Origin of the sequence: Enterovibrio norvegicus FF-33 (genome assembly GCF_000286835.2) — a bacterium.
Classification (GTDB): domain Bacteria; phylum Pseudomonadota; class Gammaproteobacteria; order Enterobacterales; family Vibrionaceae; genus Enterovibrio; species Enterovibrio norvegicus_A.
Genome location: NZ_AJYD02000038.1, coordinates 1844304 through 1871108 on the forward strand (window position 1 = coordinate 1844304; position 26805 = coordinate 1871108).

24 protein-coding genes are annotated in these 26805 nt (G+C 47.8%); 8 read left to right on the top strand and 16 right to left on the bottom strand.

All coding sequences use genetic code 11. From position 1 onward, the window contains the following. Positions 1-10 precede the first annotated feature (10 nt). A complete protein-coding gene (gene gcvP, locus A1OO_RS16425) occupies positions 11-2875 on the top strand; it encodes an aminomethyl-transferring glycine dehydrogenase (protein WP_017003716.1) in 2865 nt (954 codons plus the stop codon). 278 nt (positions 2876-3153) lie between these two features. Here the strand turns inward: gcvP and A1OO_RS16430 are convergent, their stop codons facing one another. Both A1OO_RS16430 and A1OO_RS16435 read right to left on the bottom strand, forming a co-directional pair. Beyond that, positions 3154-3795 carry a class II aldolase/adducin family protein gene (locus A1OO_RS16430; RefSeq protein ID WP_016962524.1) on the bottom strand — a complete coding sequence of 214 codons (642 nt, stop codon included), beginning with the start codon at positions 3793-3795 and terminating at the stop codon, positions 3154-3156. 49 nt (positions 3796-3844) lie between these two features. Then, a complete protein-coding gene (locus A1OO_RS16435) occupies positions 3845-4519 on the bottom strand; it encodes a GntR family transcriptional regulator (RefSeq protein WP_017003718.1) in 675 nt (224 codons plus the stop codon). Between the two features lie 575 nt (positions 4520-5094). Here A1OO_RS16435 and A1OO_RS16440 point away from each other — a divergent pair. From A1OO_RS16440 to A1OO_RS16455, 4 genes are all read left to right on the top strand, one after another. Continuing rightward, a complete protein-coding gene (locus tag A1OO_RS16440; RefSeq protein ID WP_017003719.1) occupies positions 5095-5319 on the top strand; it encodes a hypothetical protein in 225 nt (74 codons plus the stop codon). Continuing rightward, positions 5319-5669, top strand: a complete 351-nt coding sequence (locus A1OO_RS16445; protein WP_017003720.1) for a hypothetical protein — start codon at positions 5319-5321, stop codon at positions 5667-5669. Before A1OO_RS16440 ends, A1OO_RS16445 begins: the two co-directional genes overlap by 1 nt. Positions 5670-5833: 164 nt before the next feature. Then, positions 5834-6685, top strand: a complete 852-nt coding sequence (locus A1OO_RS16450) for an AraC family transcriptional regulator (protein ID WP_016962529.1) — start codon at positions 5834-5836, stop codon at positions 6683-6685. Between the two features lie 115 nt (positions 6686-6800). Then, positions 6801-7403: a LysE family translocator gene (locus A1OO_RS16455; RefSeq protein WP_016962530.1), complete on the top strand. Its 603-nt coding sequence runs from the start codon at positions 6801-6803 to the stop codon at positions 7401-7403. 107 nt (positions 7404-7510) lie between these two features. Here A1OO_RS16455 and A1OO_RS16460 read toward each other — a convergent pair whose 3' ends face one another. Then, positions 7511-8617, bottom strand: coding sequence for a M20/M25/M40 family metallo-hydrolase (locus tag A1OO_RS16460; RefSeq protein ID WP_017003721.1), 1107 nt, complete (start codon positions 8615-8617; stop codon positions 7511-7513). A 206-nt stretch (positions 8618-8823) separates the two neighbouring features. After that, entirely contained in the window at positions 8824-9480 is a 657-nt protein-coding gene (locus tag A1OO_RS16465; RefSeq protein ID WP_016962532.1) for a glutathione S-transferase family protein, read from the bottom strand. A gap of 123 nt (positions 9481-9603) precedes the next feature. Here A1OO_RS16465 and A1OO_RS16470 point away from each other — a divergent pair, with 123 nt between their 5' ends. Beyond that, a complete protein-coding gene (locus A1OO_RS16470) occupies positions 9604-10470 on the top strand; it encodes a LysR family transcriptional regulator (protein WP_017003722.1) in 867 nt (288 codons plus the stop codon). 156 nt (positions 10471-10626) lie between these two features. Here A1OO_RS16470 and A1OO_RS16475 read toward each other — a convergent pair whose 3' ends face one another. The 6 genes from A1OO_RS16475 to A1OO_RS16500 form a co-directional block, all read right to left on the bottom strand. After that, positions 10627-11250 carry a LysE family translocator gene (locus tag A1OO_RS16475; RefSeq protein ID WP_016962534.1) on the bottom strand — a complete coding sequence of 208 codons (624 nt, stop codon included), beginning with the start codon at positions 11248-11250 and terminating at the stop codon, positions 10627-10629. A gap of 209 nt (positions 11251-11459) precedes the next feature. Further along, positions 11460-13394 (bottom strand): diguanylate cyclase domain-containing protein, encoded by a 1935-nt coding sequence (locus A1OO_RS16480; protein ID WP_017003723.1) that lies wholly within the window; start codon positions 13392-13394, stop codon positions 11460-11462. Continuing rightward, positions 13391-13876: a YfiR family protein gene (locus tag A1OO_RS16485; protein WP_241819156.1), complete on the bottom strand. Its 486-nt coding sequence runs from the start codon at positions 13874-13876 to the stop codon at positions 13391-13393. Before A1OO_RS16485 ends, A1OO_RS16480 begins: the two co-directional genes overlap by 4 nt. A 91-nt stretch (positions 13877-13967) precedes the next feature. Further along, positions 13968-16124 carry a TonB-dependent receptor plug domain-containing protein gene (locus A1OO_RS16490; RefSeq protein ID WP_017003724.1) on the bottom strand — a complete coding sequence of 719 codons (2157 nt, stop codon included), beginning with the start codon at positions 16122-16124 and terminating at the stop codon, positions 13968-13970. Positions 16125-16485: 361 nt separating this feature from the next. Next, positions 16486-17031: an NUDIX domain-containing protein gene (locus A1OO_RS16495; protein WP_017003725.1), complete on the bottom strand. Its 546-nt coding sequence runs from the start codon at positions 17029-17031 to the stop codon at positions 16486-16488. 48 nt (positions 17032-17079) lie between these two features. After that, a complete protein-coding gene (locus tag A1OO_RS16500; protein WP_016962542.1) occupies positions 17080-17649 on the bottom strand; it encodes an isochorismatase family cysteine hydrolase in 570 nt (189 codons plus the stop codon). A 196-nt stretch (positions 17650-17845) separates the two neighbouring features. Here A1OO_RS16500 and efpL point away from each other — a divergent pair, with 196 nt between their 5' ends. Continuing rightward, the gene (efpL, locus tag A1OO_RS16505; RefSeq protein WP_016962543.1) at positions 17846-18412 is read left to right on the top strand and encodes an elongation factor P-like protein EfpL; all 567 of its coding nucleotides are present in this window, start codon (positions 17846-17848) and stop codon (positions 18410-18412) included. A gap of 119 nt (positions 18413-18531) precedes the next feature. On the opposite strand, the gene A1OO_RS16510 is transcribed toward efpL, so the two are convergent. The 6 genes from A1OO_RS16510 to A1OO_RS16535 all read right to left on the bottom strand — a co-directional run bounded on the left by A1OO_RS16510 (position 18532) and on the right by A1OO_RS16535 (position 25705). After that, positions 18532-19290, bottom strand: coding sequence for a DUF3726 domain-containing protein (locus A1OO_RS16510; RefSeq protein WP_016962544.1), 759 nt, complete (start codon positions 19288-19290; stop codon positions 18532-18534). After that, positions 19287-20996 carry a hypothetical protein gene (locus A1OO_RS16515; protein ID WP_017003726.1) on the bottom strand — a complete coding sequence of 570 codons (1710 nt, stop codon included), beginning with the start codon at positions 20994-20996 and terminating at the stop codon, positions 19287-19289. The genes A1OO_RS16510 and A1OO_RS16515 overlap by 4 nt, the downstream gene beginning before the upstream one ends. A gap of 137 nt (positions 20997-21133) precedes the next feature. After that, entirely contained in the window at positions 21134-22705 is a 1572-nt protein-coding gene (locus A1OO_RS16520; RefSeq protein WP_017003727.1) for a BCCT family transporter, read from the bottom strand. 88 nt (positions 22706-22793) lie between these two features. Further along, the gene (locus tag A1OO_RS16525) at positions 22794-23783 is read right to left on the bottom strand and encodes a membrane dipeptidase (protein WP_017003728.1); all 990 of its coding nucleotides are present in this window, start codon (positions 23781-23783) and stop codon (positions 22794-22796) included. Positions 23784-23822: 39 nt separating this feature from the next. After that, positions 23823-25271: an aldehyde dehydrogenase family protein gene (locus A1OO_RS16530; protein WP_017003729.1), complete on the bottom strand. Its 1449-nt coding sequence runs from the start codon at positions 25269-25271 to the stop codon at positions 23823-23825. A 29-nt stretch (positions 25272-25300) separates the two neighbouring features. After that, positions 25301-25705, bottom strand: a complete 405-nt coding sequence (locus tag A1OO_RS16535; protein WP_017003730.1) for a RidA family protein — start codon at positions 25703-25705, stop codon at positions 25301-25303. A 143-nt stretch (positions 25706-25848) separates the two neighbouring features. Here A1OO_RS16535 and A1OO_RS16540 point away from each other — a divergent pair, with 143 nt between their 5' ends. Beyond that, entirely contained in the window at positions 25849-26748 is a 900-nt protein-coding gene (locus A1OO_RS16540) for a LysR family transcriptional regulator (protein WP_017003731.1), read from the top strand. The last annotated feature ends 57 nt before the right edge of the window (positions 26749-26805 follow it).

A 26805-nucleotide genomic window follows, 5' to 3' on the forward strand; every position in this document is an offset into this window, starting at 1 on the left:
GACGCAGGTCATGACAGAATCACGCCTACTCGATCAACTGCAATCTCACAATGAGTTTGCCACTCGCCACAATGGTCCACGCGAATCCGATCAGCACGAGATGCTGAAAACGGTAAACGCCACCAGCCTCGAACACTTGATTGAAGAAACAGTGCCTGCTGCCATCCGTTTGGCTCAGCCGCTGGATCTTGACGACGCTCTGAGCGAAGTCGCTATGCTGCAAAAGCTAAAAGCGATTGCTAGCAAGAACATCATTAAGCGAAGCTTTATTGGTCAAGGTTACTATGGCACTCACACGCCAAACCCAATTCTGCGCAACGTGCTTGAAAACCCTGGTTGGTACACAGCTTATACCCCTTATCAACCTGAAATCTCCCAAGGTCGTCTTGAATCTCTGCTGAACTTCCAGCAAATGGTGATGGATTTGACCGGCATGGATCTCGCAAACGCATCACTGCTGGATGAAGCGACAGCTGCCGCAGAAGCCATGACCCTGTGTAAGCGTGGCGGTAAGAGCAAAAGTAATACCTTCTTCGTGGCTGACGACGTTCACCCACAAACACTGGACGTGATTAAGACTCGCGCACAATTTATGGGTTTCGACGTCGTTGTTGGTGCAGAAGACACGCTGGCGACCCATGATGTCTTCGGTGCGCTTCTTCAATACCCTGGCACAACGGGCCAAGTGCGCGATTTGACTGCGCTTATTGCATCGGCTCAAGCGAACAAAACATTGGTTGCTGTGGCGACTGACCTTCTGTCGTTAACCTTGTTAAAAGCGCCGGGTGAAATGGGCGCTGACGTTGTCATTGGTTCAGCACAACGATTCGGCGTACCCATGGGCTTTGGTGGTCCTCACGCGGCCTTTATGGCCACGCGTGACAAGCTGAAACGCACCATGCCGGGCCGTGTTATTGGCGTATCTGTTGATACCAAAGGCCACCAAGCATTGCGCATGGCGATGCAAACTCGCGAGCAACATATTCGCCGTGAGAAAGCCACGTCTAACATCTGTACGGCGCAAGCACTTTTGGCGAACATGGCAGCTTTTTACGCGGTTTATCATGGTCCACAAGGCCTGAAGAAGATCGCACGTCGTGTACATCATTTGACGGCTTTGGCAGCCGCAGCATTTAACCACGCAGGCGTTGCGCTAGCGCACCATGATTTCTTCGACACCATCGCGTTGAATACTGGCTCGGACACTGACGCTTTGTTCCAAAAAGCACAAGACGCTGGTTTCAACCTGCGCAAGCTAGAGGGTCAACTGAGTATCAGTTTCGATGAGACAACCACACTGGAAGAAGTGAATGCACTGGTTGCAGCACTGACTGACGAATCAGACGTTGCGCCTTTCGCTTCTTCTGTGGAAGCAGACGAATTCGCCGCTATTCCAGAAACGTGCCGTCGCACTAGCGATTACCTGACTCACCCTGTGTTTAATAAACACCAGAGTGAAACCCAGCTAATGCGCTACATGAAGAAGCTGGAAAACAAAGATTTTTCTTTGACTCACGGCATGATCCCACTAGGCAGCTGCACCATGAAGCTAAACGCAGCCGCAGAAATGATCCCTGTTACTTGGCCTGAATTCGGCGCATTGCACCCGTTTGTTCCTGCTAATCAAGCGTTAGGTTATGGCGAACTGGCAACGTCGTTGAACAAGATGCTTTGTGAAATCACAGGCTATGATGCCATGTCGCTTCAACCAAATTCTGGCGCGCAAGGCGAATACGCGGGTTTAATCGCCATTCAGCGTTATCACGAAAGCCGTGGCGACACGCACCGCAATGTTTGCCTGATCCCAAGCTCTGCACATGGTACGAACCCAGCATCAGCGTCGATGGTTTCCATGAAAGTGGTCGTTGTCGGCTGTGATGACAATGGCAACATCGATGTGGCGGATCTGAAAGCGAAGATCGGAAAACACCGCAACGAATTGTCATGCATCATGATCACTTACCCATCTACACATGGTGTATATGAAGAAGCGGTTCAAGAAGTGTGTGAATTGGTTCATGAAGCAGGCGGTCAAGTTTACCTTGATGGCGCTAACATGAACGCACAGGTAGGTTTGACCACGCCAGGCTTTATTGGCTCTGACGTGTCTCACCTTAACCTGCACAAAACCTTCTGTATTCCACACGGTGGTGGCGGCCCAGGTATGGGTCCAATCGGTGTGAAATCTCACCTTGCACCCTTCTTGCCAGGCCACGTAGAAGACGGTTCAAACTTCGCGGTTTCTGCTGCGCAGTTGGGCAGTGCGTCTATCTTGCCAATATCTTGGGCATACATCGCCATGATGGGTGAGCAAGGCCTAACAGAAGCCACCAAGATCGCTATCTTGAGCGCGAACTATGTGATGGAGCGTTTGCGCCCTTACTACCCTGTCCTGTACCGCGGTACACATGGTCGTATTGCGCATGAATGCATCATTGATATTCGCCCACTTAAAGACGCGTCAGGCATCAGTGAAGAAGACATCGCGAAACGCCTGATGGACTTTGGTTTCCATGCACCAACCATGTCGTTCCCTGTTGCGGGCACACTGATGATTGAGCCAACGGAAAGTGAAGACAAAGCAGAGCTAGATCGTTTCTGTGATGCAATGATCGCTATTCGTGAAGAAATCGCAAAAGTACAAGATAGTGAATGGCCGCTGGAAAATAACCCATTGGTCAATGCACCGCATACGCAAGCTGATCTGATGTCGGCAGAATGGGAGCGTCCATACAGCCGCGAGCAAGCCTGTTTTCCTAGCGTACAAGCGAAGGCAGCCAAATACTGGCCAACGGTAAATCGTGTCGATAACGTCTACGGTGATCGTAACCTGATTTGTTCTTGCCCTAGCATTGAAAGCTACGTGGAAGAGTAATCCACTTGTTTCATTAAGCGCTGCAGAACGATATAAAAAGGGCCATCGAATCCGATGGCCCTTTTCTTTTTGATCAAAATCTATCTTTGTCTAGATAAAACAACGATCAATAAGATAAACAAAATCAATAAGATAATGGGTAAAATGACGATCTTGTTCAATATCTGAAAGGTAAATACTGGAGGCTAAAAATACACGTGATGGCAGCAAGAGGGATGATACCCATTATGGCTGGTATGGCAAAAAATCAGCCATACACAATTCAATACTAAATACACTCAATGTGCAAAAACGGCGTTAATCTCGGCAATCTCTTCATTGCTGAGATATTGCAGGTTTTCATTTGGAGTTTGTAATCTTAGTGCTGCCGTTTCTTCCAGCTCTTCAAAGTTATACATAGCATCTTTAAGGTTTTCACCCATGACAACTAAACCCGCATTTGTTGTCAACAAAGCATGATGCTGTCTGGCTTTTTCTGCCAGCATACAAAACTCATTACTGACTCCATTGTTATCAGTGACCGAGACTCGGGGTAATATCGGCGTTCGCATCGCAACAAACGGCGCAAACGCAGGCAAGACGTTCTCCGGATTAAGGCTCTCGTTGTCTGCCAGTTTTGAAATGTGTTTGGAACGCATAGAAACAATCGCGCGATACTTGGGATTCGCACGATAGATAGCCAAGTGGTACTCAACATCCCATTGCGGTTTCTCTCCGGATATTAGTCGACCTTCTAGAGACATTAATGAAAGCAACTGTGGTCGCAGCTTTCCATGACCCAAACCGTTTGGCGTCATCAAGACTGTGTCATCACTCATCAACACAGAGAGATTGCCTCGCCCCTCTACACCTTGTCTGTGTAAAAAGAGTTCGCGGCTGTAATCAACGAGCTGCTTCCGTAGATTACCCTGCTCTAACATGTCTCATCTCCAACCAAGTAATTGTCACTGCCAAAAATATCGTGTACGTCTATTGCGTCGGTCTTGCTTCAATCAAGCCTGTAATACCTTTCAGTAAGGCAATCAAATCTTCCGAGGAACGCTGTAAGTACGCTTCATGAGTATGTTTCGCCGTTTCTTTATCACCACGTTCAATTGCGCTGACTAAATGTGAGTACGCATCAACTGAATCCCAAGGCGTTGCGCCTAATTTGGAAACCATTGCCCGTACACGGCGAGATTTATCCATCATGCGCTGCATGAGCAATAAAAAGGTTTTATTGCCTGTTAACCGGATCAGCGACATACGAAAACCCGCTTCATGCCTCACCCACTTAGTGTGGCTTTGCTGGTCACGTGCGTCATGAAGTCCTTGCAGATGAAATCTTAAGGTATCCCAACGTTTTTCATCCAGCGTTTGGAGGTCAAGATGACTAATGGCAAATAGCTCCAACGCGGCAACCACCTCAAGCACCTCATTAAGCTCATCCAAGGAGATAGGCTTGATATAGATGCCACGTCTTGGCACTGGCTCAACCAACCCTTCTTGCGCCAACCGAATACATGCTTCCCTCAGTGGCGTACGTGAAACGTCGATACGACGTGCCAGCGCCTCTTCGAGGTAGTAACTCCCGACTTCAAGTTCATTGGACAAAACCATTTGCCTGACAGCCTGATATGCCGTTTCTGTCAGCGTTCTTCTCATCACCATCCTTAACATTCATGCGCTTCGCTGTGGAAGATGCCTCCCCCGAAAGACTCGCATTGCGTCATGACCATTTATACGTATTTCGTACTTTATGTATACATTGATAGTTTTGTCAAAAAGTGAATATTTCGCAAGTTGAAGACACTTATTAACTTATATACATCAATAAATGAGAGTCTTATCACTTAAATCATCAATCTCAAGTCATAGAAATCATAGGTCATCTTTTAGATGATTAGAATTCTCATATTTTTAATGTATACATTAAATTGTCTTTTGGAGCCGCTAGAAATACGTTACATGGATAGAATGAGGAATGGATAGACGAATAGAGGGAGAGTCTAAGCAAGGGCGGCACTGAAGGGAGAGAACAATTAGCCTCTGATTGAATCCGATACGGTTAAAATACCTCCATATTTTCACTGTTCTATTGATACAGATCTCAAAAATAGGCCTTTAGACTACCGATTCATTCGGCAAACCGTAGTCTGAATACTCCTTTGCAGCACAAAACATCAGGATGATGAAATGTTGCAGTAGAGTATCTCTAGTAAGAAACCAAGGAGGGCGAGATGGCAGAACAAAACGATACGCTTTATTGTGAGGACTGTGGGCAGGTAACGCTCCATATGCACATCCAACTCGAGCCACGAAAAATTTCCCCAGACAGCACCTTCTTTCAACGTGCCACGATTGTTCTTTCGAACTCAATGGATTTAATGCTCGGCAGCGCCTACGAACAATGCACATGCTGTGGTTCAACATTTGGGTACACAGACAGTATTGGCGGCATCTAATGGAGTTAAGCGCGCTTAGTGACCTGCTCAATAACAACGGCTTTAACGCGACAATGAAAAATGGGAATGTCCGCGTGCATTCAGGTTGGGCGGTGTTGCCGATTACCATTAAGCACGACATCGCCAAAGACATGCTTGTCGTGGCATACAATCAAACCGGTCAATTGCTTGTCGCTATCCTCTTTGTTATTCAGTGCTTCATATTCCTAGGCGCTGGCGCATTTTTCTCAGCTGGGCTTGCTGGGTCTGTTGTGTTTTTGTGTGCGATGAATGTTGTTTTGACTGACTCTTCGGCCAAAGAAATACGCCAACACTTACGGCAAATGGCCCTTCCTCAGCAAGACATTTAATCCTTTCTCTCATCCTACTAAGAGCCAAGTTCCTTTTGGACGAGGCCTTACATCAAAACGTCTTGACGCTGCTGGGCGTAAATCGAGCAATTTTGTTCAAGTTTTGATGCCCTTCGATGCTTATACTTTGCCAAGATGTTAAATCGGCACACAGGGGAATCGACGTGAACGCAGAGAATCACTTTCATTTTGCTAACAGCAAACACCTTGATGGTGTCTCCGTACTTGATGCCAATATGCGTGAATTTGCCTACGATAAGCATGCCCATGAAGAGTTCTCGATTGGCGTGACATTACAAGGCCGCCAAGATTTTTTCTGTCAGGGGGCGTACCACAAAAACCCCGCTGGCTGTGTGTTGCTGTTTAATCCTGAAGATGTCCACGACGGCAGTTCAGGCGGTCAACAAGATCTTGAGTACCTGATGTTGTATGTGCATCCCAAAAGCGTAGACAGTCAGTTCAAGGCACTTGGTGTGCGTGACCCCAACCATCTTCGCGTTGAAGGTTGCCGTCTTGATAGCTTGGCGCTGCGCAACCAAGCATTGATGATGTCTTCGTTAATCAAAGATAAACAAAGCACTCGCATTGAACAGGAATCAGCGCTGTTTCAGCTTTCTCATGCCATGGTGTCTTGTGCTGGGCTGCTTGACGAATTAGGCCCGTCTCGCCGACAAGATACCCTACTCCTTCGCGCCAAAGAGTTTATCCAATGTAATCTCGATAAAGACATGTCTATTGATGACATCGCGAATGCTGCATCTCTATCAAAATTCCACTTCATTCGGCTTTTTCGGGCCCAATTTGGTATCACACCACACCAATATGTTTTGAATTGCCGCATCAATGGGGCGAGAAAAGCATTGGGTTCAGGCATGCTTTCCAGCGATGTTGCCCAAGCATTCGGTTTTGCTGACAGCAGCCACTTGAATCGTCGCTTTAAGCGCGTGTATGGCATGACGCCGAAACAATATCAGATTCAGGTCCGCCAGCTACCGCCGCCGATATTCTCTACCTAGCGTCTTTTTCGCAAGCACTTACGCTCGCTATTCCATCCTATTCATCTCATTGATTTCTTCAGTAAACACACTGAGGACGTCATTTTTGCGCCTTCAATAAAGAGGTAAGATCGCCATGTTAGAACTCTGGGCATACGCTTTTGGCATCATGTACTCCCCAGGCCCTGTCAATTTACTCGGGCTTCACGGGGGTATTCACGGAAGAACAAAGCAGAATATCCCTTATTTTGTGGGGGTTGCAGCAGCAATGTTTATCTTGTTTGTCACCATGAACCTCATTGGTGGCTCGCTGGTCACTCAATCCTCGTTGCCATATTTCAGCGTGCTTGGTTGTGGCTACATTTTCTATATCGCCTACAAACTGCTAAGGGCTACTGTGACACTGACTGGGCATGATAATGAAGAATATCTGACCTTCAAAGACGGGCTCATCCTGCAACTGCTTAACCCCAAAGGCCTAATTGCAACGCTTCCTATCGTCACCATTCAGTTTCCTGCCGCAGGTATTCACGGTACAAGCAGTGTATTTTGGATCGCCGTCTTAAGCATGTTGGCCTTCGGTGCGCCAACGTCTTATTCATTAATAGGTAGTTTGCTAGGAAGACGAATTGAACAACCCATGTATTTTCGGGTGTTCAACATCGTGATGGCGTTGTTACTTGTCTTCGTTGCGTTTGAGATTGGATACCAACACGTTTATTTACCTTGGTTTGGATAAGATAAAAAAGGCCGCCTAAATAGGCGGCCAGTGTGATTCGATGTTTACTTCAACGTTGGACTGCATGTGATAGTTTCAATGTCTGTACATATCACAGAGTCTCTGAATCATTTGGTCACGTAAGAACGAACAAACTCACTGATAGCGACGAGATCGGCAATCGCAATGAACTCTTCCGTCGTATGAACTTTTGCCATGCCTGTCGACATGTTCACCGTCAGCAGGCCTTTCTCGTTAAAAACGTTGGCGTCAGAACCGCCACCCGTAGGTTTGGTCACAGGCTCAATGCCGATTGCTTCGAACGCTGCTTTAATCGCAACAACATGTGGGTTGTCATCAGAAATACGGTAGGCGTTGTAAGAACGCGTTGATTCAATTTGAATGCCTGCACCGTGCTTTTCCGCTACGGCTTCAAACGTCGACACCATATGCTCAACTTGTTTCGCCAGTTTGTTGTCATCCAGCGAACGCGCTTCGGCTTCGATGTAAAGCTCTGGCATCACGATGTTAGTCGCTTGCCCGCCACGCACCACACCAATATTTGCAGTGGTTTCTTCATCGATACGACTGAGGGTCATGTTACTGATTGCATCAGACGCCACGGTTAGCGCATTGATGCCAGTTTCCGGCGCCAAGCCCGCGTGTGCAGGTTTGCCTTTGATGGTGATTTTTAGGCTTTGCTGACCCGGTGCCGTCGTAATAATCGTGCCTATTGGGCCGCCTGAATCCAAGACAATCGCTTGCTGCGATTCGATCATACTCATGTCGAAGTGCTTCGCTCCTTCAAGGCCCAGTTCTTCATAAACCGTAAAAGCCACTTCAATCGTTTTGTGAGCTTCACTGCTTTCTTGAATCGTGCGTATCGCTTCCATGACCGCGGCAATACCCGATTTGTCATCGCCACCCAAAATGGTTTCGCCGTTGGAGCGAATAATGCCATCTTCAATAACGGGCTCAATGCCGTTGCCTGGCGTCACGGTATCCATGTGGCTGCTGAAAATGATGCTACCATCCAGCGAACCTTTCAGTTTCCCGTAGATATTAAAACCATTAGAGATGGCATCTGGTACCGGCAATTTTGTGACGTCAAAACCCATCTGACCCAGCTGTTCAGCCAATACTTCTGCTACGGCTTTTTCATTGCCAGATTCGCTGTCAATTTTCACCAGCTCAATAAAATGCTCAACCAGTCTTTCTTGATTAATCGTTGTCATCGGTGTGCGACTTCTTTTCTGCGAGATGAGGCAATACCATAAACCCAAATGAGGCACCGTTTAGATGGGTTACATCAATAAAATGGCCGATTTGAGAAAATGACAGACAAAAAAAGAACAAAAAAGACGGGCTAATGCCCGCCAAAGGTATGGTACCTGTTCCGCATCATTTCAGATGCTTTGTTCCTCCGACATACTTGCCAACGCTAGGCTTTTTCAACACCCGCTTCATCTTCAGAGACAATAGAGGTGTCAGATTTCGATTCGCTGATCCATTGCTGCACGGCGGGGCTGTTCATGACTTGCTCTGCGTATTTCTGCGCATCAGCAGATAACGCCACGCCATAAGTAATAAAGCGCAATACCACCGGCGCATACATGACATCCGCGATGGAGAACTCACCAAATAGCCAACCGCCTTCATTGCCAAACTCTTTCATTTGATCGGCCCATATTTGATCAATGCGGGCGATGTCGTTTAGGCATGCTGCCGACGGCGATATTTTTCTTCGACCACGAATATTCATGGGCATTTCATTTCTCAAGGCATTAAAACCTGAGTGCATTTCTGCAGACACTGCACGTGCTTTGGCTCTCTGTGCCACGTCCTGAGGCCAGCCCTTTCCATCGAGATAGCGATCATTCACATATTCACTGATTGCCAACGAATCCCACACCGCGATGTCACCGTCCACCAGCACAGGTACTTTCGCTGCACCTGAGTGTTTAGCGATCTCTGCGTAGAAAGACTCGGTGAAAAGCGCCAGTTCAACTTCATCAAAATCGATGTTGAAACCACGTAGTGCTAGCCAGCCGCGTAACGACCACGTTGAATAATTTTTGTTTGCGATGATGAGTTTCATTGCACACTCCTTTGCATTGATAGGGGATGAAGACAGAACCAGTATGCTAGGTTGCAGTGAAGGTTTCTAACGCATAGTCTTGATACCTTGTATTTGAATTGTTGATGCTAAGGATTTGCAAATATGGATATTGATTCACTGAGAAGCTTCTTAGCCATCGTCGATACAGGCAGTTTCACTCGTGCCGCAGCACAAATTCACCGCACGCAATCAGCGATCAGTATGCAGATAAAGCGGCTTGAAGAAGAGCTGGGCAGCCCGCTTTTTGACCGAGAAAAACGGCCTCTTAGCCTTAGCTTTGCTGGTCAGCGCCTTGTCAGTCATGCGCGGCGTTTAATCGCTGGGCACGATGAAGCGCTGGAAGCATTCAAGCGCGAAGATACCTCTCGCCCGATACGAATTGGCTGTCCCGATGACTACGCAGAATCTTTGTTACCCGACTTTATTAGCACACTGCGGTCACGCATCGGTGAGCAAACCTTCGATGTGCTTTGTGCTTCTAGCACACGCCTAAGACAACGTTTAGATAGCGGTGAATTAGACATGGCAATCCTCACCCGTTCACCCGATTCTGACGAAGGTTGGCTGCTCAAACATGACAAAGGGGTATGGGTGTGTGGCAGCGATACAAGTTTGCTTCATCGCAGACCTTTGCCCATCGCCTTGTTCGATAAGAACTGTAAGTTTCATTCCACCGCATTGGATGGGTTAGGCAAATTCGGGATCGAGGTCGATTTGGTGGCGTTTACCACCAGCGCTTCCACCCTTCATGGTTTAGCCCGCGCAAACCTTGCTATTTCCGCCATGGCGTCCAGCAGTGTGCCGCCAGATTTACAGCTCATTGATAGTGGGAGTCTTCCGCCACTGCCTGCGGTTGATATTGTCGTCGTTACCGCAAGCCGCTCACACCCATTGATCACACCGTCAGTAATATCACAGATATCTCAGGCGTTTTTGGTCCAAGAGCAGAGTCATATGCACATCGCCTAGCTTTGGAACAGGTCTAGGTCTAGGTCTAGGTCTAGGTGAGGAATTCATTGCGATTTTTGCCGCGATCAAAAACAAAAAAGCAGCGAATTCGCTGCTTTTCTATTTTTGAAACCTTGAGCTACTCACTCTGTGGTCACTGGCCTAACGACGACGTCATTAACGACTTAGCGCCAAGTAAGCCCCAGCACCAATCATGATGGATCCCGCACCACGGTTCATTCGCCTGACTGCTTTTTCGGTTCGAAGTAATTTCGCCGCTTTCGCCGCGCCAAACGCCACCAGCATTGCACCACTCATTAATGCAATGGCTGCCAGCACATTAGCCAATACCACATCTGCCATGCTGAGTACGGTCAAATCCATAAACGTGGGCAGGAAAGCGATATAGAACAAAATCACTTTCGGGTTGGAAGCCGAAATCAAAAAGCCTTGGATGAAAGCAGACAAGTGCCCTTTCGTTTTCTCTTCCGGCGAATCTGACATCGAAGCCAGTTGTGGTAACGCACGAAACATTTTGTAGCCGAGATAGATTAAATACGCCGCGCCCATGAAACGGATAACCGTGAAAAGTTCAGCATAGTTTTCAGCAATGGTTGCCAAGCCAAAACAGGCCAACGTCAGATAAACCAGATCACTCACCACCATGCCCGCAGCCAGTGCTGTGCAATCACGCGCCCCCTTTACCATGGCACGCGCAAGAATGGCAAAAACCCCCGGCCCCGGAGTCAATACAAAGATAAAAATAGCGAGCGTAAATGTAACCGCGCCTTCGAGAGACATAGCTCTTCCTTTCGGCATTCAATAATTTTCAGAAATTACCAGAAATCGTAGGGTTACTCGAGAGGAGTTTTGCATGAATTGACAGACTATTGCTCACAATCTCCAGCTCCCTGACTTAAGCCGAAACAGCGAGACATTCATTGAATGATCTCGCTGCGCTCATGGTATGGCCTAATTGATGGCTGAATTGTGCTGAATGAATAGCTTACCTAAACGTATTCCAACACGTCTTCTTGACCCTCTTTTGCTACAGAATAGCGGTTTTTACCACTGGCTTTAGCGTGATACATGGCTTTGTCCGCCTGGTCAATCACCGTGCTCAACGATGTCCTGTCATCGGAAGCCCAAAAACGCACACCTATACTCGCACTGATTTTCGGTTTACAACTATTGATGACAATGTCTTGATTCAACCTATCGAGAATACGCGTCACGATAGGGTGAACGGTCGTCATATCATAAATGGCGATAAGGAATTCATCTCCCGCCAAGCGAGAAACGAAATCGAGACGAGAAACACTGGCTTTCATCCGACTTGCCACCACTTTTAGCAGTTCATCACCCACCTTGTGTCCATATTGGTCATTCACCGCTTTGAAACCATCCAGATCAACAAATAGGACATGCATATCTCGTCCTTTACTGTGTATCTTCACCAGTTTTTCGAACGCGTGAGCGCGGTTAGCCAACCCTGTCAGTACATCATGGTTAGCAATATGGCTAAGGCGTTTATTTTCTAGTTCGACCGACTGATCCACAATCGACACCACAAAGCCTTCAACCTTTCCACGGTGATCCGTCAGTGTCCGCACGGTGACTTGACATGGAATATAATGGCCAGCCGCTGATTGCATCTTACTATTCCATTGATAGCTCCCCGACGTTATCAATGTTTTTAAGCCACCAAAAGTGACATATCCCAGGTCACCCGCTGAGATATCTTGCCAGTGGTGACTGACCCCAAACTTTCTGATGCTGGCTGTATTCTGTGTTTTGATGACAAGTGAACGCGACAAAACTAACGTGGCATCTTGGCTCTTATCGAAGATCAATTCAGCCAGTTTTCGACGTTGTTCTGCTTCTCGGTCAGCGGTGATGTCTTCAAACTGCAACAAGGAGTGCTGTGCGGACGCCATCGGATGAGTGCTGATTGAGAATACCGCACCTGTTTCAATGTGAACCAATTCCACGTTTTTCAATGGCAAGTGCTCATCAACTGCTTTTGATATCGCCATGATGCGTGAAACCGGCTCGAACGTTTCCAGCAACTGTTCAAGATCAGTGGGGGAGCAGCCAAAACGGTTTAACTGCATTGCCGCCGCAGGGTTGTAATACGTGACTTTGTCACCTGGAGAGATCACGATGACGCCATGCTCCATGGTATCGAGTACTTGGCTGATATAACGCCCTTTTTTCTCCAACTCTTGCAGCGTTTGTTTTAGCTGATTGTCGCGCTCAGAGAGATTCGTCACCATCTCATTAAAACAGGCGGTGAGTTGGCCCAGCTCATCATTATGACGCACAGGAATAGTTCGACTTAGCACACCCAGACGAACAATCGATGACATAGACTGATGCAGTGAACCCAGGGGGGATGCGACGATTTGGTGTAGAAACTGTGCAAACAGCAACGAGAACACAGACAAAAATCCCGTACCGACAGCCAGGTACACCAACAACATGCGATGCTCACTGTCGATGGTTTCACGAGAAATATAGAGCTCTATTTTCCCTAGCGTCTCTTTACCCAAAATGATTGGCCTGACCACATACTCAACGGCGATGTTGGTACATGCGATAGTGCCATTTTGAGATCCGCAATCTGACGGTAACCTCATGAACGAAACAAACTCAATCTGCTCGGGAGACACAACCCGTGCAGCAATTAAATCGGGATCAGCGCTCAGCGCCATCAGTTGCTCTCGGCCTGTTTCTTTGTCACTAAATGCGATGGCGGCGGTCAGGTTGCTCGCTGCCGCGTTAGCCATCACAGTTGCACGACTAATCAAACTTTTTTCGAGATTCTTACCCACAATATGATCGACAGCCACCCCAAGCACAACTGCGCCGCCGGTCATTAATAGCCATGTTGGCAGGATAAACTTCACCCTCAATGGGAGGTTGTTCAAAAAACGAAAGATCATGCATTACCCTCCACATCAATGACGGCGATTGAAAGCAACTGAGAGCGCAATGTAAACGACGTACCCAATAAGTTTTTCAGGTTTACTAAGGGTTTGACTCGGTTATTTACTTTGATAAAGGCCACCATGCCGCCAGCAGCAGTGAAGCTTTCGCCTTCTCCGACAATCAACGCGTCAGGAAAGCGAGTACGTAATGCCGCAATTCGAGCCGCGGCGCTTTCAGTGGTGTAAACAATGTGGCAGCCTAAAACGTTGTCATCCCCTTGCGTAATATCGCGAAAGTTTGCCTGCTCCGGCTTTTGTGTAACGACATCTTGCAAACGTCGGCTCACGACGCTGTTCCCGTCCACACAAAATTGATAGCGACCATTTTGGGGTTGACGGTCTTTCCAATCAGTCAAAAATGCAAATCGAAATAGGTACACAGCTTTCAGATCTTCATCTCGAAAATCACTCGCACGCACCCCTAAACTGACCATCATGACAATCGTCAACAAGAGCCAGCTTATTCTTCGCGAGAAAGTACGTTTCGCCAAATCAATCATTCAAAAGCGCAACCCAATCAAATTGTCTTTATTTCCATTGCCAATCGACTTCTAACCAATATTGTGTGCCGTTATTAAAACCCCGATAGCTTTCGGGAAACTCGTTCACTTGGTCGTTGAACAAGCTTTCTGCGCTCAAAGTAACAAGCGGCATATGTTCAGATGCTTGCCAGCCGATCACCATATCCCACGTTAATACTTCTGGCCACGCGTAGTACTCATCATCCTGAAGCACGTCATCAGGATTGCTGGCATGTACATAGTTAAGGACGTTAGTCACCCACCATTGCGACGTGATGTCCCACATGATCAGGGCATTGGCTAAATGCACAGGTTCATTTTCGTAAGAACGCATTGGGAGGTCCGTCGAAGAACAGATCGCGCCGTGACAATCCGCTTTGATTTCGCGATAACTGTAACTCGCATTCACTTGTACCGCTGAAGATGGCTGCCATTTCATGCTCAACTCACCACCGTAGGTCTGAGAACTTAGCGGTGCAATGTGTTGATATTGGAATACGTCAATGATCGTTCCAACGGTTCCAGGAGATGAATTCTCAGGAAGGAAAACGCGTTGTGAATTAATCAACTGCCAAGCAGTAATACCGTCCTCTTCGCTATAGAACAAATTAGCATCAAACTGGAAGCGATTTCCTTCCCAGAAACGGTAACCCAGTTCGTATGTATCAACATTCTGAACAGGAAGATCCTCGTTTCCATGATTCTCAATGATCTGAAGGTAATCAACTGGAATGCAGTTTGGCGGTGTGCCTTGATCGCAAAATGCCAAGTTACTTCCATAAGCGTTTTCGTGAAAATCCGTCGTGCGCCCTTGGCGCGCAGGCGTCACCACTGCCCTTCCCCAACCCGCCCATACTCGTTGATTATCACCAACGTCTTGCATGACACGTACTTGAGGCTGAGAGAAGGTCTCACTGACCATATTGAAGTACTGCCAACGGTTACCCACCATCAGCGAGGTTGTGTCAGTCAGCGGATAGGTATAGTTGAAGTACACAGCGGCGCTCTGATTCACGAAGCCGGGTTCGTCTGCGACACGCACATACGGCGAGGTGTAAATTTCATTTTGCTCATACGGGCGGAAATATTCGTCAATCAAACGATAGTCAAAACCCACCGTCAGTTGCCCGCCCCACACGCTGTTGTCGCTGTAGCGCGTTTCCGAATCAATACGTGTGAAATAGGCGTTACGATCCGAGCTATCGCTACTGCTATAGGTTAACCAGAACTGCTGCTCCCACTGTTTGGAATCACCTAATTCTTGCAAGAACTTAACGCCGGCAAAATATTCTTCCGCCAGCATTTCAGTTTCATAATTGACGTAATCTGGGCCATCGACACCGGGCGTCAAAAAATGAGGGTGATAAGAGCCCCAGTTGTAGTCTTCGCGAGAACGAATGCCGCCAAGCTGAAACGACACCTCTCGGTCATTTTTCTGATAGTCACCACGTACACCAAAGCGCTCGGTTTGAACACGAAAGTGCTGTATAGGCTGGACGCGTCCTTCATCACTGGTCCATGGCATGTGTTCAACAAGCTCGGCGTACCCACTCATATAGAGATTATCGGTAACCTGACCACCATGATGAATTCGCGCTTCTTTGTAATGGTAATTACCTACCGAGGCGGAGACTTTATTTCGTGGCGCATCTTCAGCATCATAGGTAATGATGTTCACGACCGCATTCACGGCGTTGCCGCCCCAAATCGTACCAACCGGGCCCATGACCACTTCGATACGTTCAATGCTGTCCAAACTAACGGGAATCAAGTCCCAGTCCACGCCAGAAAACATGCCGTTAAATACACTGCGGCCATCCACCATCACTAACATGGTGTTGCTCAGCGTTTCATTAGGTGAACGAGCAGCAATACCCCAGTCATAATTCGAGTATTTTGCAACATGCAAACCGGGTGCAAGAGTGAGTACGTCAGCCACAGAGCGCGCACCAGATCGTTGAATTTCTTTCGAGGAAATAACATGCACAGCAGCTGGAATATCCGCCAGGCTCAATGCCGTTCGCGTTGCTGATACCACTTTGGTTTCTGAAAGCGACTCAAGTGGCATATCCAAAAGGTCACTTAAATCGGTATCCGCAAAGGCTGGAGATGATATTTGCAAGCTTAAACATGCAGTAGTCACTGCAAGACTGACTTTAAGCATAATGTGGTTCCAGTATATAGACGCAGATGCCACGCCATCTGTAGCGTCCGGCTACAAGCGTCATATCCACGAATGAATGCATTGGCTGCAATTCGCTTAGCCATTACATTGGCAATTTGGATTACAGTGTATTTTACGCATATTATACGTGGGACTTTTGAAATTCTGTACAGCAACAGTCTGAAAAAATGTATTTTATTTACTAGTCTGTGAGAGAAAAGCAACCCGCGGCATTATAATGACTTCAAGCGTAATAAAGTGTCAGTTTTACGGCGATATTTGCACAAAAAAACACCAGAAGTCCGTACTTTCTGGTGAGTGGATATAACGTGAATTGAAGGGGCTTTTTTAAGGCGGGTTTTTACACCAAGCCTTTCAGTTTTGCTAAACCGTAAGCCGCAATGGTCACAGTGTCTTTAATCTCGCCATTGATGATCATTTGCTCAAAATCAGTAACTAGAAAAGCTTGTGATATAAGATCTTCTTCTTCGTCGTCGAGTTGTCTTCCTATCTCATTGAGCTGGCTAGCAAGATACACATGACAAGTCTGATTAAGAAAGCCATAAGCCACAAACTGCGCGCCGACATACACCATGCTTTGCGCCTGCATGCCTGTTTCCTCGCGAAGCTCTCCCTTTGCCAACTCAGCATGATCTGCATCTGGGTTTGATTCCCACGCCCCTTGGGGGATTTCCCAACAGCGCTGTTGCACCGTATAACGATATTGCTGCACCAAGTGAATCAGCCCGTTATCAATGGCGAGAATCGCTGCGCAATCCGGTTTATCAACCACACCATAAATGCCTTCAGCGCCACTGGGTCGAAGGATTTTATCTTCCCGCACTGTCATCCATTTGTTCTGGTATACGATCTTACTGTCGAGTTGCTTTATCACAGGCTTGTCCATTCGCTAAGGCGCATTTGCTTCGATGTTCAGCCCTCAAGATTATCAGGGTTATTCATTGAGTAAACTTGCTTGATGCAAGGTCGCGATCCGCTCAAGTAATTGAAGCGATGTTTGGTGCTCATCTTCTGAGTGTGCTGTGCAGGCATCTGCGACAATGTGAACGGAATAATCTCGGTCGTGGGCATCTCTGGCAGCACTTTCAATTGCCCATCCTGTGCTAACGCCACAGAGGAACACACTGTCGATTTGATTCGCACGTAAAATGGAATCCAACGACGTATTAAAGAAAGGATTCACGCGAGGTTTTACCACCACAAGATCAGAGTTCTGCACATCCAAATCATCATGGAATTGCGTTCCCCACGCGTCCAACTGGAGCGCCCCAATTTCGTTCGCTTTACCAAACATAGGAGAACGTTTAGGTTGGTCTTGATAGCTAGGGTGAAAACCCACTTTGATAAACACCAACAGATGATGATGTTCACGCGCCCATCGAATCGCGACGTTTGCATTTTCAATCACTTGCTTTTGCGAAACCTGAAGCGCGCAACTGGGGATTTTTCCCTGCGGATGAACAATGTCGTTAATAAAGTCGATAACGATAAGTGCGTTTAGCATAGCGCCCCATCCTTTACATAATTCATGAATTGATCAGTATAGACACGCCGTACGGAAAACCGAGTACCATTGAAACCAAGCAGGGAGAATTGCACTCAAACAGCACGTTTGAGAGCTGATAGTCACATTGATCCACTTGCGAAAATTTTGATTCGTGATATTTTCTTGCCAAATTTTCTAAATTGGAAATACGACCATGCCAAAGGCAAGTGACATCAAAAAGAACGCAGTTATCGAACATGGCGGCAAAGTGCTTGCGGTTAAAGACATTGCAAAGCTGACTCCTGCTGGCCGTGCAGGCACTAGCTTGTACAGAATGCGTATGTACGATGTAGCAACAGGTGCAAAAGTCGACGAAAGCTTCAAAGCTGACGACATGCTGAACTTTGCTGATTTCAGCCGCCACGCAGCGGATTTCTCGTACATCGATGGTGAAGAATATATCTTCATGGACAGCGAAGATTACACGCCGTACCACTTCAACAAAGAAACCATTGCTGATGAACTGTTGTTCATTAACGAAGACACCAAAGGCATTCAGATCCTGACTGTTAGCGGTAAGCCAGTAGCGATTGAACTGCCTTCTACCGTTGATATGGTGATCACCGAGACGTCTCCGTCTATCAAAGGTGCTTCAGCGAGCGCGCGTACTAAGCCTGCCACTGTGTCTACTGGTCTGACTGTTCAAGTGCCAGAATACATCGGCATTGGCGACAAAATCCGTATCAACACCACGGAACACAAATTCATGAGTCGTGCGTAGTTTCTAAACATTACACCGATTCATCGCGCCAAATAGAAAAGCCCTGATGACTGTCTAAAGGACATAATCATCAGGGCTTTTTCGTTTATTCGCCAACCTTTGCTAAATTGCGATGTTCACTATTCTCCAGCACCTTGCAGGGAACGTTCGCTGTTTTCCACGAGACTTCTTGCCACGTATTTTTTCAATGTATTCCAGTCATTTTCTTCAATATCAATGCCATGTTTCCATGCGCGTTGTTCAGCCACTGATTGCATTTCAGCACTGATGTCTGGCACGCTGTTTGCTCGAAAAATCTCGAAAGGATAGAGTTGAATATCCACCAGCAAATCGTTTTTCTGTAGCTGTTCTTGATGCATCTTGGTTGAGAACAGCGGTTGTGTTCGCAGTTGCCCTGGGTTATCAAAATAGATATTTGGGTAGCGAAAACCGGCATTGTGCACGTAATCAACATAGTTAGGTGCTTGATCATTCCGCCACTGTGCTCTCACAGAAAGTCCTTTCCCGGCGAGCTTTAATAACTCACCAAAACCAAACCAGCGGTTATGACAATCCCGAATATGAAGCTGCACTCGCTGCCCATGAATAAGCTGCTCTAACGCCACATCAATCAATGCAGGAAAATGGCAGAGTAAACTCGCCCCACCCAGATCGACCTTGATTTGATGATCATCAGCATCAAAAACAGGCACAGGGTAATCAGTGTCCTGCTCGATTGATTCCAATGCAGCGAGGAAAAAGGACATCCCTTGCAGCCCTGCCATTTCTAAATCGACAACCATGTTGGCAATCGTTTCAGCTTCGCCACATTGCCGCTTTAAGCTGTCATAGGCTTTGGTGCAAAGCGTGACCAGCTCATTGTGGGAGACTTGCATCATGGCTGATTCTCCCTATTGGCATCGGCTTCGGGCAACAACGGAAACAGCCAGCTTTGCTCGATATCTTCAGTCGACAATTCTGCAAACAGAGGGGCACCTTGAAATAAGGTAACGCGCACCCAGCGATCAGAACGAGGGTCAAACTTGGTCGCACCAAACATTGATAGCTTGCACCTCAACAGATGCATAGGGCGTACCTCGCGTGACAGTACGTTTATTTGAATATCCCCCATAGGTAAATTCCCCATTGTCCATACTCGACGCGCAATGGTCCTTAAGCTCGGATAATTCAGCAAAAATCGAGCAAGAGATGCTTGCTGATCACTCTCTTTTAACGCGAGATAAAGCCGATGCACTTGGCGAGCAATGTCTAGATTCAGTTCATTGTCTTCACCCGGTTCCTCGCCTCGCACCGCCATACGTGGCTCTTCTTTATCAACCGAACGATACCAGAACCAGTATTGGCTATCAGGTTGGGAGAAGTCGATATCCATCACCCACTGATAACGTGTTTCAATCAGTGACATCATCGCCCCAATTTGAACACCTGGCGTCAACGACAATGTCTGATCGCAATTCATGTCTTTAGCAAAAACATTCACTTGCTCAGGGTGTACTTCAAGAAGACAGGTCAGCAATATTTCCTGTGTTTCCAGGCTGAGCGATTTTGCCAACGCGTAAATACTCTCCCATTGCATTTTGGGGTTCGTTTTCGCATTAATCGTCGCGATAATATCAACAAGCTCAATCACGCTTTGTGCATTTAATGCACGCTGATTGTCATCGATAGTGTCTACTTGGCACAAATGCTTGCAGGCTTTTTCAAGTAAACGGCAAACATCCGCGACACGCATTTCATCGACAGGGAGTGCCAGCACTGTTGCCAACGCCAGTTCGCGCTGTGTAAGCCACTTATCAACCACTCTCGGATGCATAATAAGATAGGGGGCCATTCCTAGACCGGTGGCATTGCCTATCCCAATATAGCGCTGCAGACCAGACGACAAGGTGACGGCACGCTGCCCTCCTCGCTTTTCAGCGATGAAGTGAATCCAATCCAAGCTGAACTGCCGCAACAAGTAAACGGCGCACATTTGCGCACTGAACGAGAGGTGAAAATCGGCGTTATCTTGCAACGTTTCGAAATCCGCAATGCCAAATTTCCCGTTGCCATACACTGCCGTGGTTCTCAAAATGTAACCCACGCTCGCGATAACAGAAGAGTCAGGTTGTTCACCGTTTGCTAACGTATCAACGATATGTTCAAACACGCGAACACTCTTGTTTGCACGAGATAGCACCAACACCTTGGGCGAGTTACGTCCTGCTTCTTGCAGAGGAACGTTCTGTCTCAACTGCTCAAGCCCTTCTTGACTGACACGCCCTTTGATTAATGCGAAAGTGACATCCCATTTTTCGGCTATGACTCGGTCAATGCGTTCGTCATCAGCGATCGCGTCAGAAAAAACCACCATCTGATAGATGTGCTGTGGCGTCGCCAACTCATAGATCACTGTGCCAAAGCCTTCGTCCTGAAGGTCCCATCGCTGAAGTGACAGGCGCCAACCCTCGTTAGCCATTTTACGAAGCAGTGAACGAACAAAACTGATACGTGTTTGATGCATGGCACCAAGCCGATGGGGGTTCATTACCATCGCAGGATCGCGCAGCATCATCGTTGCTTCCATGACAGAGTTTGCAGTCATCACTTCTTACCTATGCTCTACATCTCGGTACAACCGTTGGGCTAACACAGCCAACACTCGGCCTCACCATTATTATTGGGAACAACCTAGGTTCAGGTTGTCCCGATATTGCATCTGTTCAGATATTGTGTGTCGCGTTAATCCAATCCCTGCGCTTTTGCCATTTGCAGTGCGATTTTCGGTGCATTCCACAACGCTGGGAGAAGGATTAAGGAAACAGGTACTGCGGTAATAACGATGAAGGACTGCAACGCAGATACACCACCAGACCCCAACGAAATCAATATAATCGCGGTTGCCCCCATCATGACCCCCCAGAAGATGCGCATCAAAGCGTTGGGCTCAAGATCCCCACTGATCACCACACTGATGGTGTAAGTCATGGAATCGCCCGTGGTCACGATGAAGACGGTCGTGAGGATTAAAAACAAGATTGAAATCAAAGTCGGGAATGGCAATTGTTGTGTGATTGCCAGTAAAGATGCTGGGAGGTTGAAACCTTCAAACGCTTTACTCACCGAACCAGGTTCTGCCATTTCAAATGCCAGCCCTGAACCACCCACAATGGTGAACCAGAAACAGGTGATGAGCGGCGCAATAATACTGATGGTGACAATCAACTGACGTATGGTTCTGCCTCTAGAAATACGAGCAATAAAAATCGCCATCATTGGGCCATAACCTAAGAACCAGCCCCAGAAGAACACTGTCCACCAGCTTAACCAACCCATGTCTCCACGGAATGTTGCCATAGGGATGAAGTTATCGATCATGGTGCCGACACCCTGAACGTAACCGTTGATGATGAAGTCTGTCGGGCCAACCAACAGAATGTAAGCCATCAGCGCCACAGCAAGAATGACGTTGTATCGACTCAGAATCTGTATGCCTCGGTTTACGCCACTCAGTGCAGAGATGGTATAAATAGCAATGGCAAACAAAATGATAATAAATTGGGTGGTGAAGCCATCAGGCAGAGCAAATAACGCATTCAAGGCATAACTGATTTGCAGGCCAAGAAAACCGATTGGTCCAATCGTACCGGCAGCGACCGCCACAATGCAGCATGCGTCAATCAAGGCGCCAAGCCAACCTGTCATGGCGCGATCACCAAAGACTGGATAAAGCAAAGTGCGTGGTTTCAATGGTAAACCTTTGTCATAATGCAAATGCATCAGCACGATGGTGGTCAAGGTGCCAAGAATGGCCCAAGCAAGAAATCCCCAGTGCATAAACGATTGTGCAAGTGCATTAAACGCTTGGCGCTGAATATTGCCTTCTGGCACACCATAAAGCGGTGGTGGATTAACAAAGTGCGCAATCGGTTCGGCCGCCGCCCAGAAAACGCCGCCCCCTGCGAGCAGGGTACAAAGGATAATCGCCAGCCACTTAAAACCGTCCATCTCAGGTTTGTCCATCGCCCCAAGACGTACCTTGCCCGTAGACGGATTAAACGCCAACGCGAGACCAATTAAAAAGGTGGCGAGTAGTAGCAGCTGCCAGTAAGGGCCAAAAATCTTCACGCTCCAGCTGAACCCGCTATTCACCATGCTTGAGAGCAGTTCATTATCGATGAGTGCGGTCACCACAAAAGCGGTGAGAAAACCGCCACTCAACCAGAGTACAGGGTTGTCTAACCCCAACTTTTCCCAGATATTTTGCGCCTTTGGTATCGCTGTTGTCTTCTCGTTATTGAGTAAATCAGACATCATCTATCTCCACGTTATTGCGGACTCTGCGCCTTGTCAGCGCCAATTCCTATTTCCTTGTGAGCGGGTCTAACCCGCACTGCGATTGTCAGAGTGCTGGTCGTAACCCAGCATCCAAAAAGTTGAGCCAATTACCACCCATGACCGCGGTGGTTTCTGCCTCGTTGAAGCCAATATCGCGTAATCCCTTATAAATATTTTTCATACCGCTGCTGTCGGGGAACCATGGCAATGCCGCAGGCCACCCCGCATTCGATGCCGAGCCTTCTCCATAATCGAGGCTTTTCGACCAGCGTCCGTTTCGCATCCAGTCCAGAACACTTTGAGGTTGGTTTAAACACAGATCACTGCCAATGGCTAAGTGCTCCACACCGACTTCATCAGCGGTCTCTGCAATCATCTGGCAGAAAGTTTCGAGGCTGCATTTGCTTCCATCCGGCAAATGGAAAGGATAGAGACTGAAACCGAGTAAGCCGCCGCGCGCCGTCAACGCGCGGATCACTTCTGGTGATTTATTTCTCAGCGCAGAATGCACGTTGGATGGGTTGGCGTGGCTGATACAAATGGGCCTCGCCGACAGTTCAATCGTTTCCAGCGTGGAACGTTCGGCACTGTGCGACATGTCGATCACCATGCCGACACGGTTCATCTCTTCAATGACCTGTTTGCCGAAACGTGTAATACCCGCATCTTCTTGTTCGTAACAACCCGCCGCCAGCAGGCTCTGATTGTTGTAGGTCAGCTGCATGATAAGCAACCCCTGCTTGCGCATGACCTCCACCAACCCAATTTCGTCATCAATCGGCGAGCAGTTCTGCGCACCAAAGAAGATACCCACTTTGCCGCATTGCTTTGCCGTGCGGATGTCCTCCATAGACATCACTGGCATGATCAGATCGGCATTACGTTCAAACAGCACATTCCATTCTGCAAATCGCGTAAGCGTTTCACGGGCATTTTCGTGGTAAACCAAGGTGGCATGCACCGCTGTCACCCCGCTTTTTTGCAGGCTTTCAAAGTAGGCGCGATCCCAATGGCAATACTGCAACCCATCAACAATGATTTCGTTCTGATACATAGCGACTCCTTGTTCGACACGCGTAATGGCAGTCAGTCATTAATACGGGCGCTGATAAGCGGTTTTAACAACCGTGTAAAAATCACGCGCGTACTGCCCTTGTTCTCTCGGCCCAAAGCTGGATTCTTTTCTGCCTCCAAACGGGACGTGATAATCCGTGCCAGCGGTCGGTAAGTTCACCATCACACAGCCTGTTTGAGCTTGCTGCTTAAACAGGGCGCTACTACGAAGACTGGTGGTCACAATGCCTGCGGTAAGGCCAAAACGTGTGTCATTAGCCTGAGCAATCGCCTCTTCCAATGACCCCACTCGCTGCACACACGCCATCGGTGCAAACAATTCCTCTTGGTTAACATCCCAGCTATTTTCGGTGTTGATGAACAAGGTCGGTGCCATGTAGTAGCCATCATGTTCAAGCGAAATTCGCTCCCCGCCTGCCACTAATTCACCGCCCAATTCTTTGGCTCGTGTAACCCAACGTAAATTTGATTCAAGTTGTTTTTCATCAACGACGGGTCCCATGAATACACCTTCTTCTAATGCATGCCCGACTTTCAGTTGGGCAATACGTTGAGTAAGTGCATCCACATAAGCATCATGAATACCGTCCATCACGATGAGGCGTGATGAGGCAGTACATTTTTGTCCAGCGCCGGAAAATGAACCTGCAATGGTGGCATCAACCGCCACCTGTAAATCAGCATCATCGGCTATCACGAGTGCGTTTTTGCTGCCCATTTCTAACTGACAACGCACGAAATTAGGCGCAGTTGCTGCTGCCACTTTTCGCCCAACATCAACTGAGCCCGTAAAACTGACCGCATCAATGTTGGGGCTATGGATCAAGCTATCCCCAACATTTGAGCCTGAGCCCAATACCAAATTGAACGCCCCAGCAGGCAGGCCAGAACGGTGAATAATGTCAGCCAATGCCACTGCACTGGCTGGCGTTAAATTGGCAGGTTTCCAAATCACACTGTTACCAAACGCCAGTGCGGGCGCGATTTTCCAAGACGCAGTGGCCGTCGGGAAGTTCCAAGGAGAAATAATGGCGACCACGCCAACGGCTTCACGGGTGACTTCCACTTGAACGCCGGGACGAACGGACTCCGCTGTCTCGCCCATTTGGCGAAGCACCTCCGCCGCGTAGTAATGGAAAAACTGACCCGCGCGATACACTTCACCACGACCTTCCGCAAAGGGTTTACCTTCTTCAAGAGACAGCAAACGTCCTAGCTCATCACAACGCGCAATCAACTCATCCCCAATGGTCTGCAACACTTTTTGTTTTTGCTCTAACGGTGTTTTTTCCCATTTCGGCTGCGTTTCTCGAGCACAAGCGATGGCTTGTTGAACTTGTGTTTTGCTCGCCTGTGCATAATTACCCAGTGACTCTTGGATATTGGAGGGGTTGATATTTGCAACGGTGCCGCTGCCTTGGTGCCATTCGCCGCCAATATATAGGGCGCTTTCGCTGTGTTGTGTCATCTGTTATTCCTTTAATCCAAATCCAGTGTCTATTTCATTACAGCGGCATACACCACCAACTCAACCAACATGCCTTCGCGTGCCAAACCTGCAACGACCATCGCAGCCCTGTTCGGGAATGGAGCGGTAAAATATTCTGCATATATTCTGTTAACGGTAGGCAGATCATTTCTGTCTGTCACGTAAATCAATACTTGCAACACGGCGTCACTGCCTACGCCTGCCGCCTCAAGCGTGTGCATCAAATTACTCAGTGTCTGCCGCGTTTGCCCTTCAATACCGCCTTCAACCAAATCACCATCCGCATCAATGGGAATTTGAGCTGTGTAGAGCGTACCGTTATGGGTTACTGCCCATTCAAGTGGTGCTTTAGAAGCAAAAAGCGGGGTTTTCACTGCCGTGATCCCATGCCTATTTGAAGGTAATCCTGACATGCGTGTCCTTATCAATTTGTGCACTTGTTAACGATTAGTTAAATCTTGCATCACAATAATTGATAAATCGAACGGTTAATTTTTGACAATTGTTCAGTTTTACTTATCACTAGGGGCAGATAACGCAGGGAAGGGATCGCAGCGTGGATATTAAACTTCAGCAACTCAAACATTTTTCTTTAGTTGCAGAGCAACGCGGGTTTCGTGCGGCAGCTTCTAAGGCAAATCGCTCTCAAGCGGCGTTATCTACCTCAGTGAAGGAGTTAGAACGCATACTCGGTCAGACATTATTTGACGCAGGCCACAAAGCCAAGCTCACACCGTTTGGCGAGTTCTGCCTACCCAAAATCAATGACTTTCTTGCACGTTATGACGACCTAAATTCTGATTTACGCTCAGCCGCCGCCGGCCAGTTAGGGCAAGTGCGCATTGCCAGCGTCCCCTCGGTCGCTGCCAAGTTAATTCCCGGCATTCTCGCCCATTACACCGAAAACCACCCAACGGTGGAAGTGGCGCTGATAGATGACAATGCAGCAGGCGTAGAAGCACGTTTATTGGCCGGAGATGTGGACCTCGCGTTGGGTAACTGCCTGCACATTCAAGACGAACGTATTGAATTCACCTTGTTGATGACAGATCCCTTAGGCGTTGTCTGTCTAAAGGATCATCCCCTCGCTACACTCAACACCCCTATCGATTGGCAGGCATTACAGCCCTATCCTTTTGTGAAAAATGGCACCTGTTCTTTGTTGGAGCCAACACCAGCCAATATACTCGCCGCCAATGCGCTCTACAGCGTGGAAAACATCACATCGCTTTTCTCGGTCTTGGAGCTGGGTGTTGGCATCACCACACTGCCTAAACTGGCTTTTCCTGAAAATGCGGAGCACCTTTGCTGGCTGCCTCTTTCTTCCCCTTACGTTGAAAGACAAATCGGCATATTCCGTTTGCGCGACCGATACATTTCGCCTCAGGCGTATGACTTCTTCGAACTTTGCATTTCGTCTTTAAGCACCACGACACTCTCCCCAAGTAACCTGTGAGAGAACTAACATGATTTCTTCGGTTTAATAGGTACTTACTATCGATACCATTGATAA

What these genes read in the sequence shown, in the direction of transcription:
- gcvP (WP_017003716.1), top strand. Translation starts at nt 11, where the DNA reads ATGACAGAATCACGCCTACTCGATCAACTGCAATCTCACAATGAGTTT.
- A1OO_RS16430 (WP_016962524.1), bottom strand. Translation starts at nt 3,795, where the DNA reads ATGTTAGAGCAGGGTAATCTACGGAAGCAGCTCGTTGATTACAGCCGC.
- A1OO_RS16435 (WP_017003718.1), bottom strand. Translation starts at nt 4,519, where the DNA reads ATGAGAAGAACGCTGACAGAAACGGCATATCAGGCTGTCAGGCAAATG.
- A1OO_RS16440 (WP_017003719.1), top strand. Translation starts at nt 5,095, where the DNA reads ATGGCAGAACAAAACGATACGCTTTATTGTGAGGACTGTGGGCAGGTA.
- A1OO_RS16445 (WP_017003720.1), top strand. Translation starts at nt 5,319, where the DNA reads ATGGAGTTAAGCGCGCTTAGTGACCTGCTCAATAACAACGGCTTTAAC.
- A1OO_RS16455 (WP_016962530.1), top strand. Translation starts at nt 6,801, where the DNA reads ATGTTAGAACTCTGGGCATACGCTTTTGGCATCATGTACTCCCCAGGC.
- A1OO_RS16460 (WP_017003721.1), bottom strand. Translation starts at nt 8,617, where the DNA reads ATGACAACGATTAATCAAGAAAGACTGGTTGAGCATTTTATTGAGCTG.
- A1OO_RS16465 (WP_016962532.1), bottom strand. Translation starts at nt 9,480, where the DNA reads ATGAAACTCATCATCGCAAACAAAAATTATTCAACGTGGTCGTTACGC.
- A1OO_RS16470 (WP_017003722.1), top strand. Translation starts at nt 9,604, where the DNA reads ATGGATATTGATTCACTGAGAAGCTTCTTAGCCATCGTCGATACAGGC.
- A1OO_RS16475 (WP_016962534.1), bottom strand. Translation starts at nt 11,250, where the DNA reads ATGTCTCTCGAAGGCGCGGTTACATTTACGCTCGCTATTTTTATCTTT.
- A1OO_RS16480 (WP_017003723.1), bottom strand. Translation starts at nt 13,394, where the DNA reads ATGATCTTTCGTTTTTTGAACAACCTCCCATTGAGGGTGAAGTTTATC.
- A1OO_RS16485 (WP_241819156.1), bottom strand. Translation starts at nt 13,876, where the DNA reads ATGATGGTCAGTTTAGGGGTGCGTGCGAGTGATTTTCGAGATGAAGAT.
- A1OO_RS16490 (WP_017003724.1), bottom strand. Translation starts at nt 16,124, where the DNA reads ATGCTTAAAGTCAGTCTTGCAGTGACTACTGCATGTTTAAGCTTGCAA.
- A1OO_RS16495 (WP_017003725.1), bottom strand. Translation starts at nt 17,031, where the DNA reads ATGGACAAGCCTGTGATAAAGCAACTCGACAGTAAGATCGTATACCAG.
- A1OO_RS16500 (WP_016962542.1), bottom strand. Translation starts at nt 17,649, where the DNA reads ATGCTAAACGCACTTATCGTTATCGACTTTATTAACGACATTGTTCAT.
- efpL (WP_016962543.1), top strand. Translation starts at nt 17,846, where the DNA reads ATGCCAAAGGCAAGTGACATCAAAAAGAACGCAGTTATCGAACATGGC.
- A1OO_RS16510 (WP_016962544.1), bottom strand. Translation starts at nt 19,290, where the DNA reads ATGATGCAAGTCTCCCACAATGAGCTGGTCACGCTTTGCACCAAAGCC.
- A1OO_RS16515 (WP_017003726.1), bottom strand. Translation starts at nt 20,996, where the DNA reads ATGACTGCAAACTCTGTCATGGAAGCAACGATGATGCTGCGCGATCCT.
- A1OO_RS16520 (WP_017003727.1), bottom strand. Translation starts at nt 22,705, where the DNA reads ATGTCTGATTTACTCAATAACGAGAAGACAACAGCGATACCAAAGGCG.
- A1OO_RS16525 (WP_017003728.1), bottom strand. Translation starts at nt 23,783, where the DNA reads ATGTATCAGAACGAAATCATTGTTGATGGGTTGCAGTATTGCCATTGG.
- A1OO_RS16530 (WP_017003729.1), bottom strand. Translation starts at nt 25,271, where the DNA reads ATGACACAACACAGCGAAAGCGCCCTATATATTGGCGGCGAATGGCAC.
- A1OO_RS16535 (WP_017003730.1), bottom strand. Translation starts at nt 25,705, where the DNA reads ATGTCAGGATTACCTTCAAATAGGCATGGGATCACGGCAGTGAAAACC.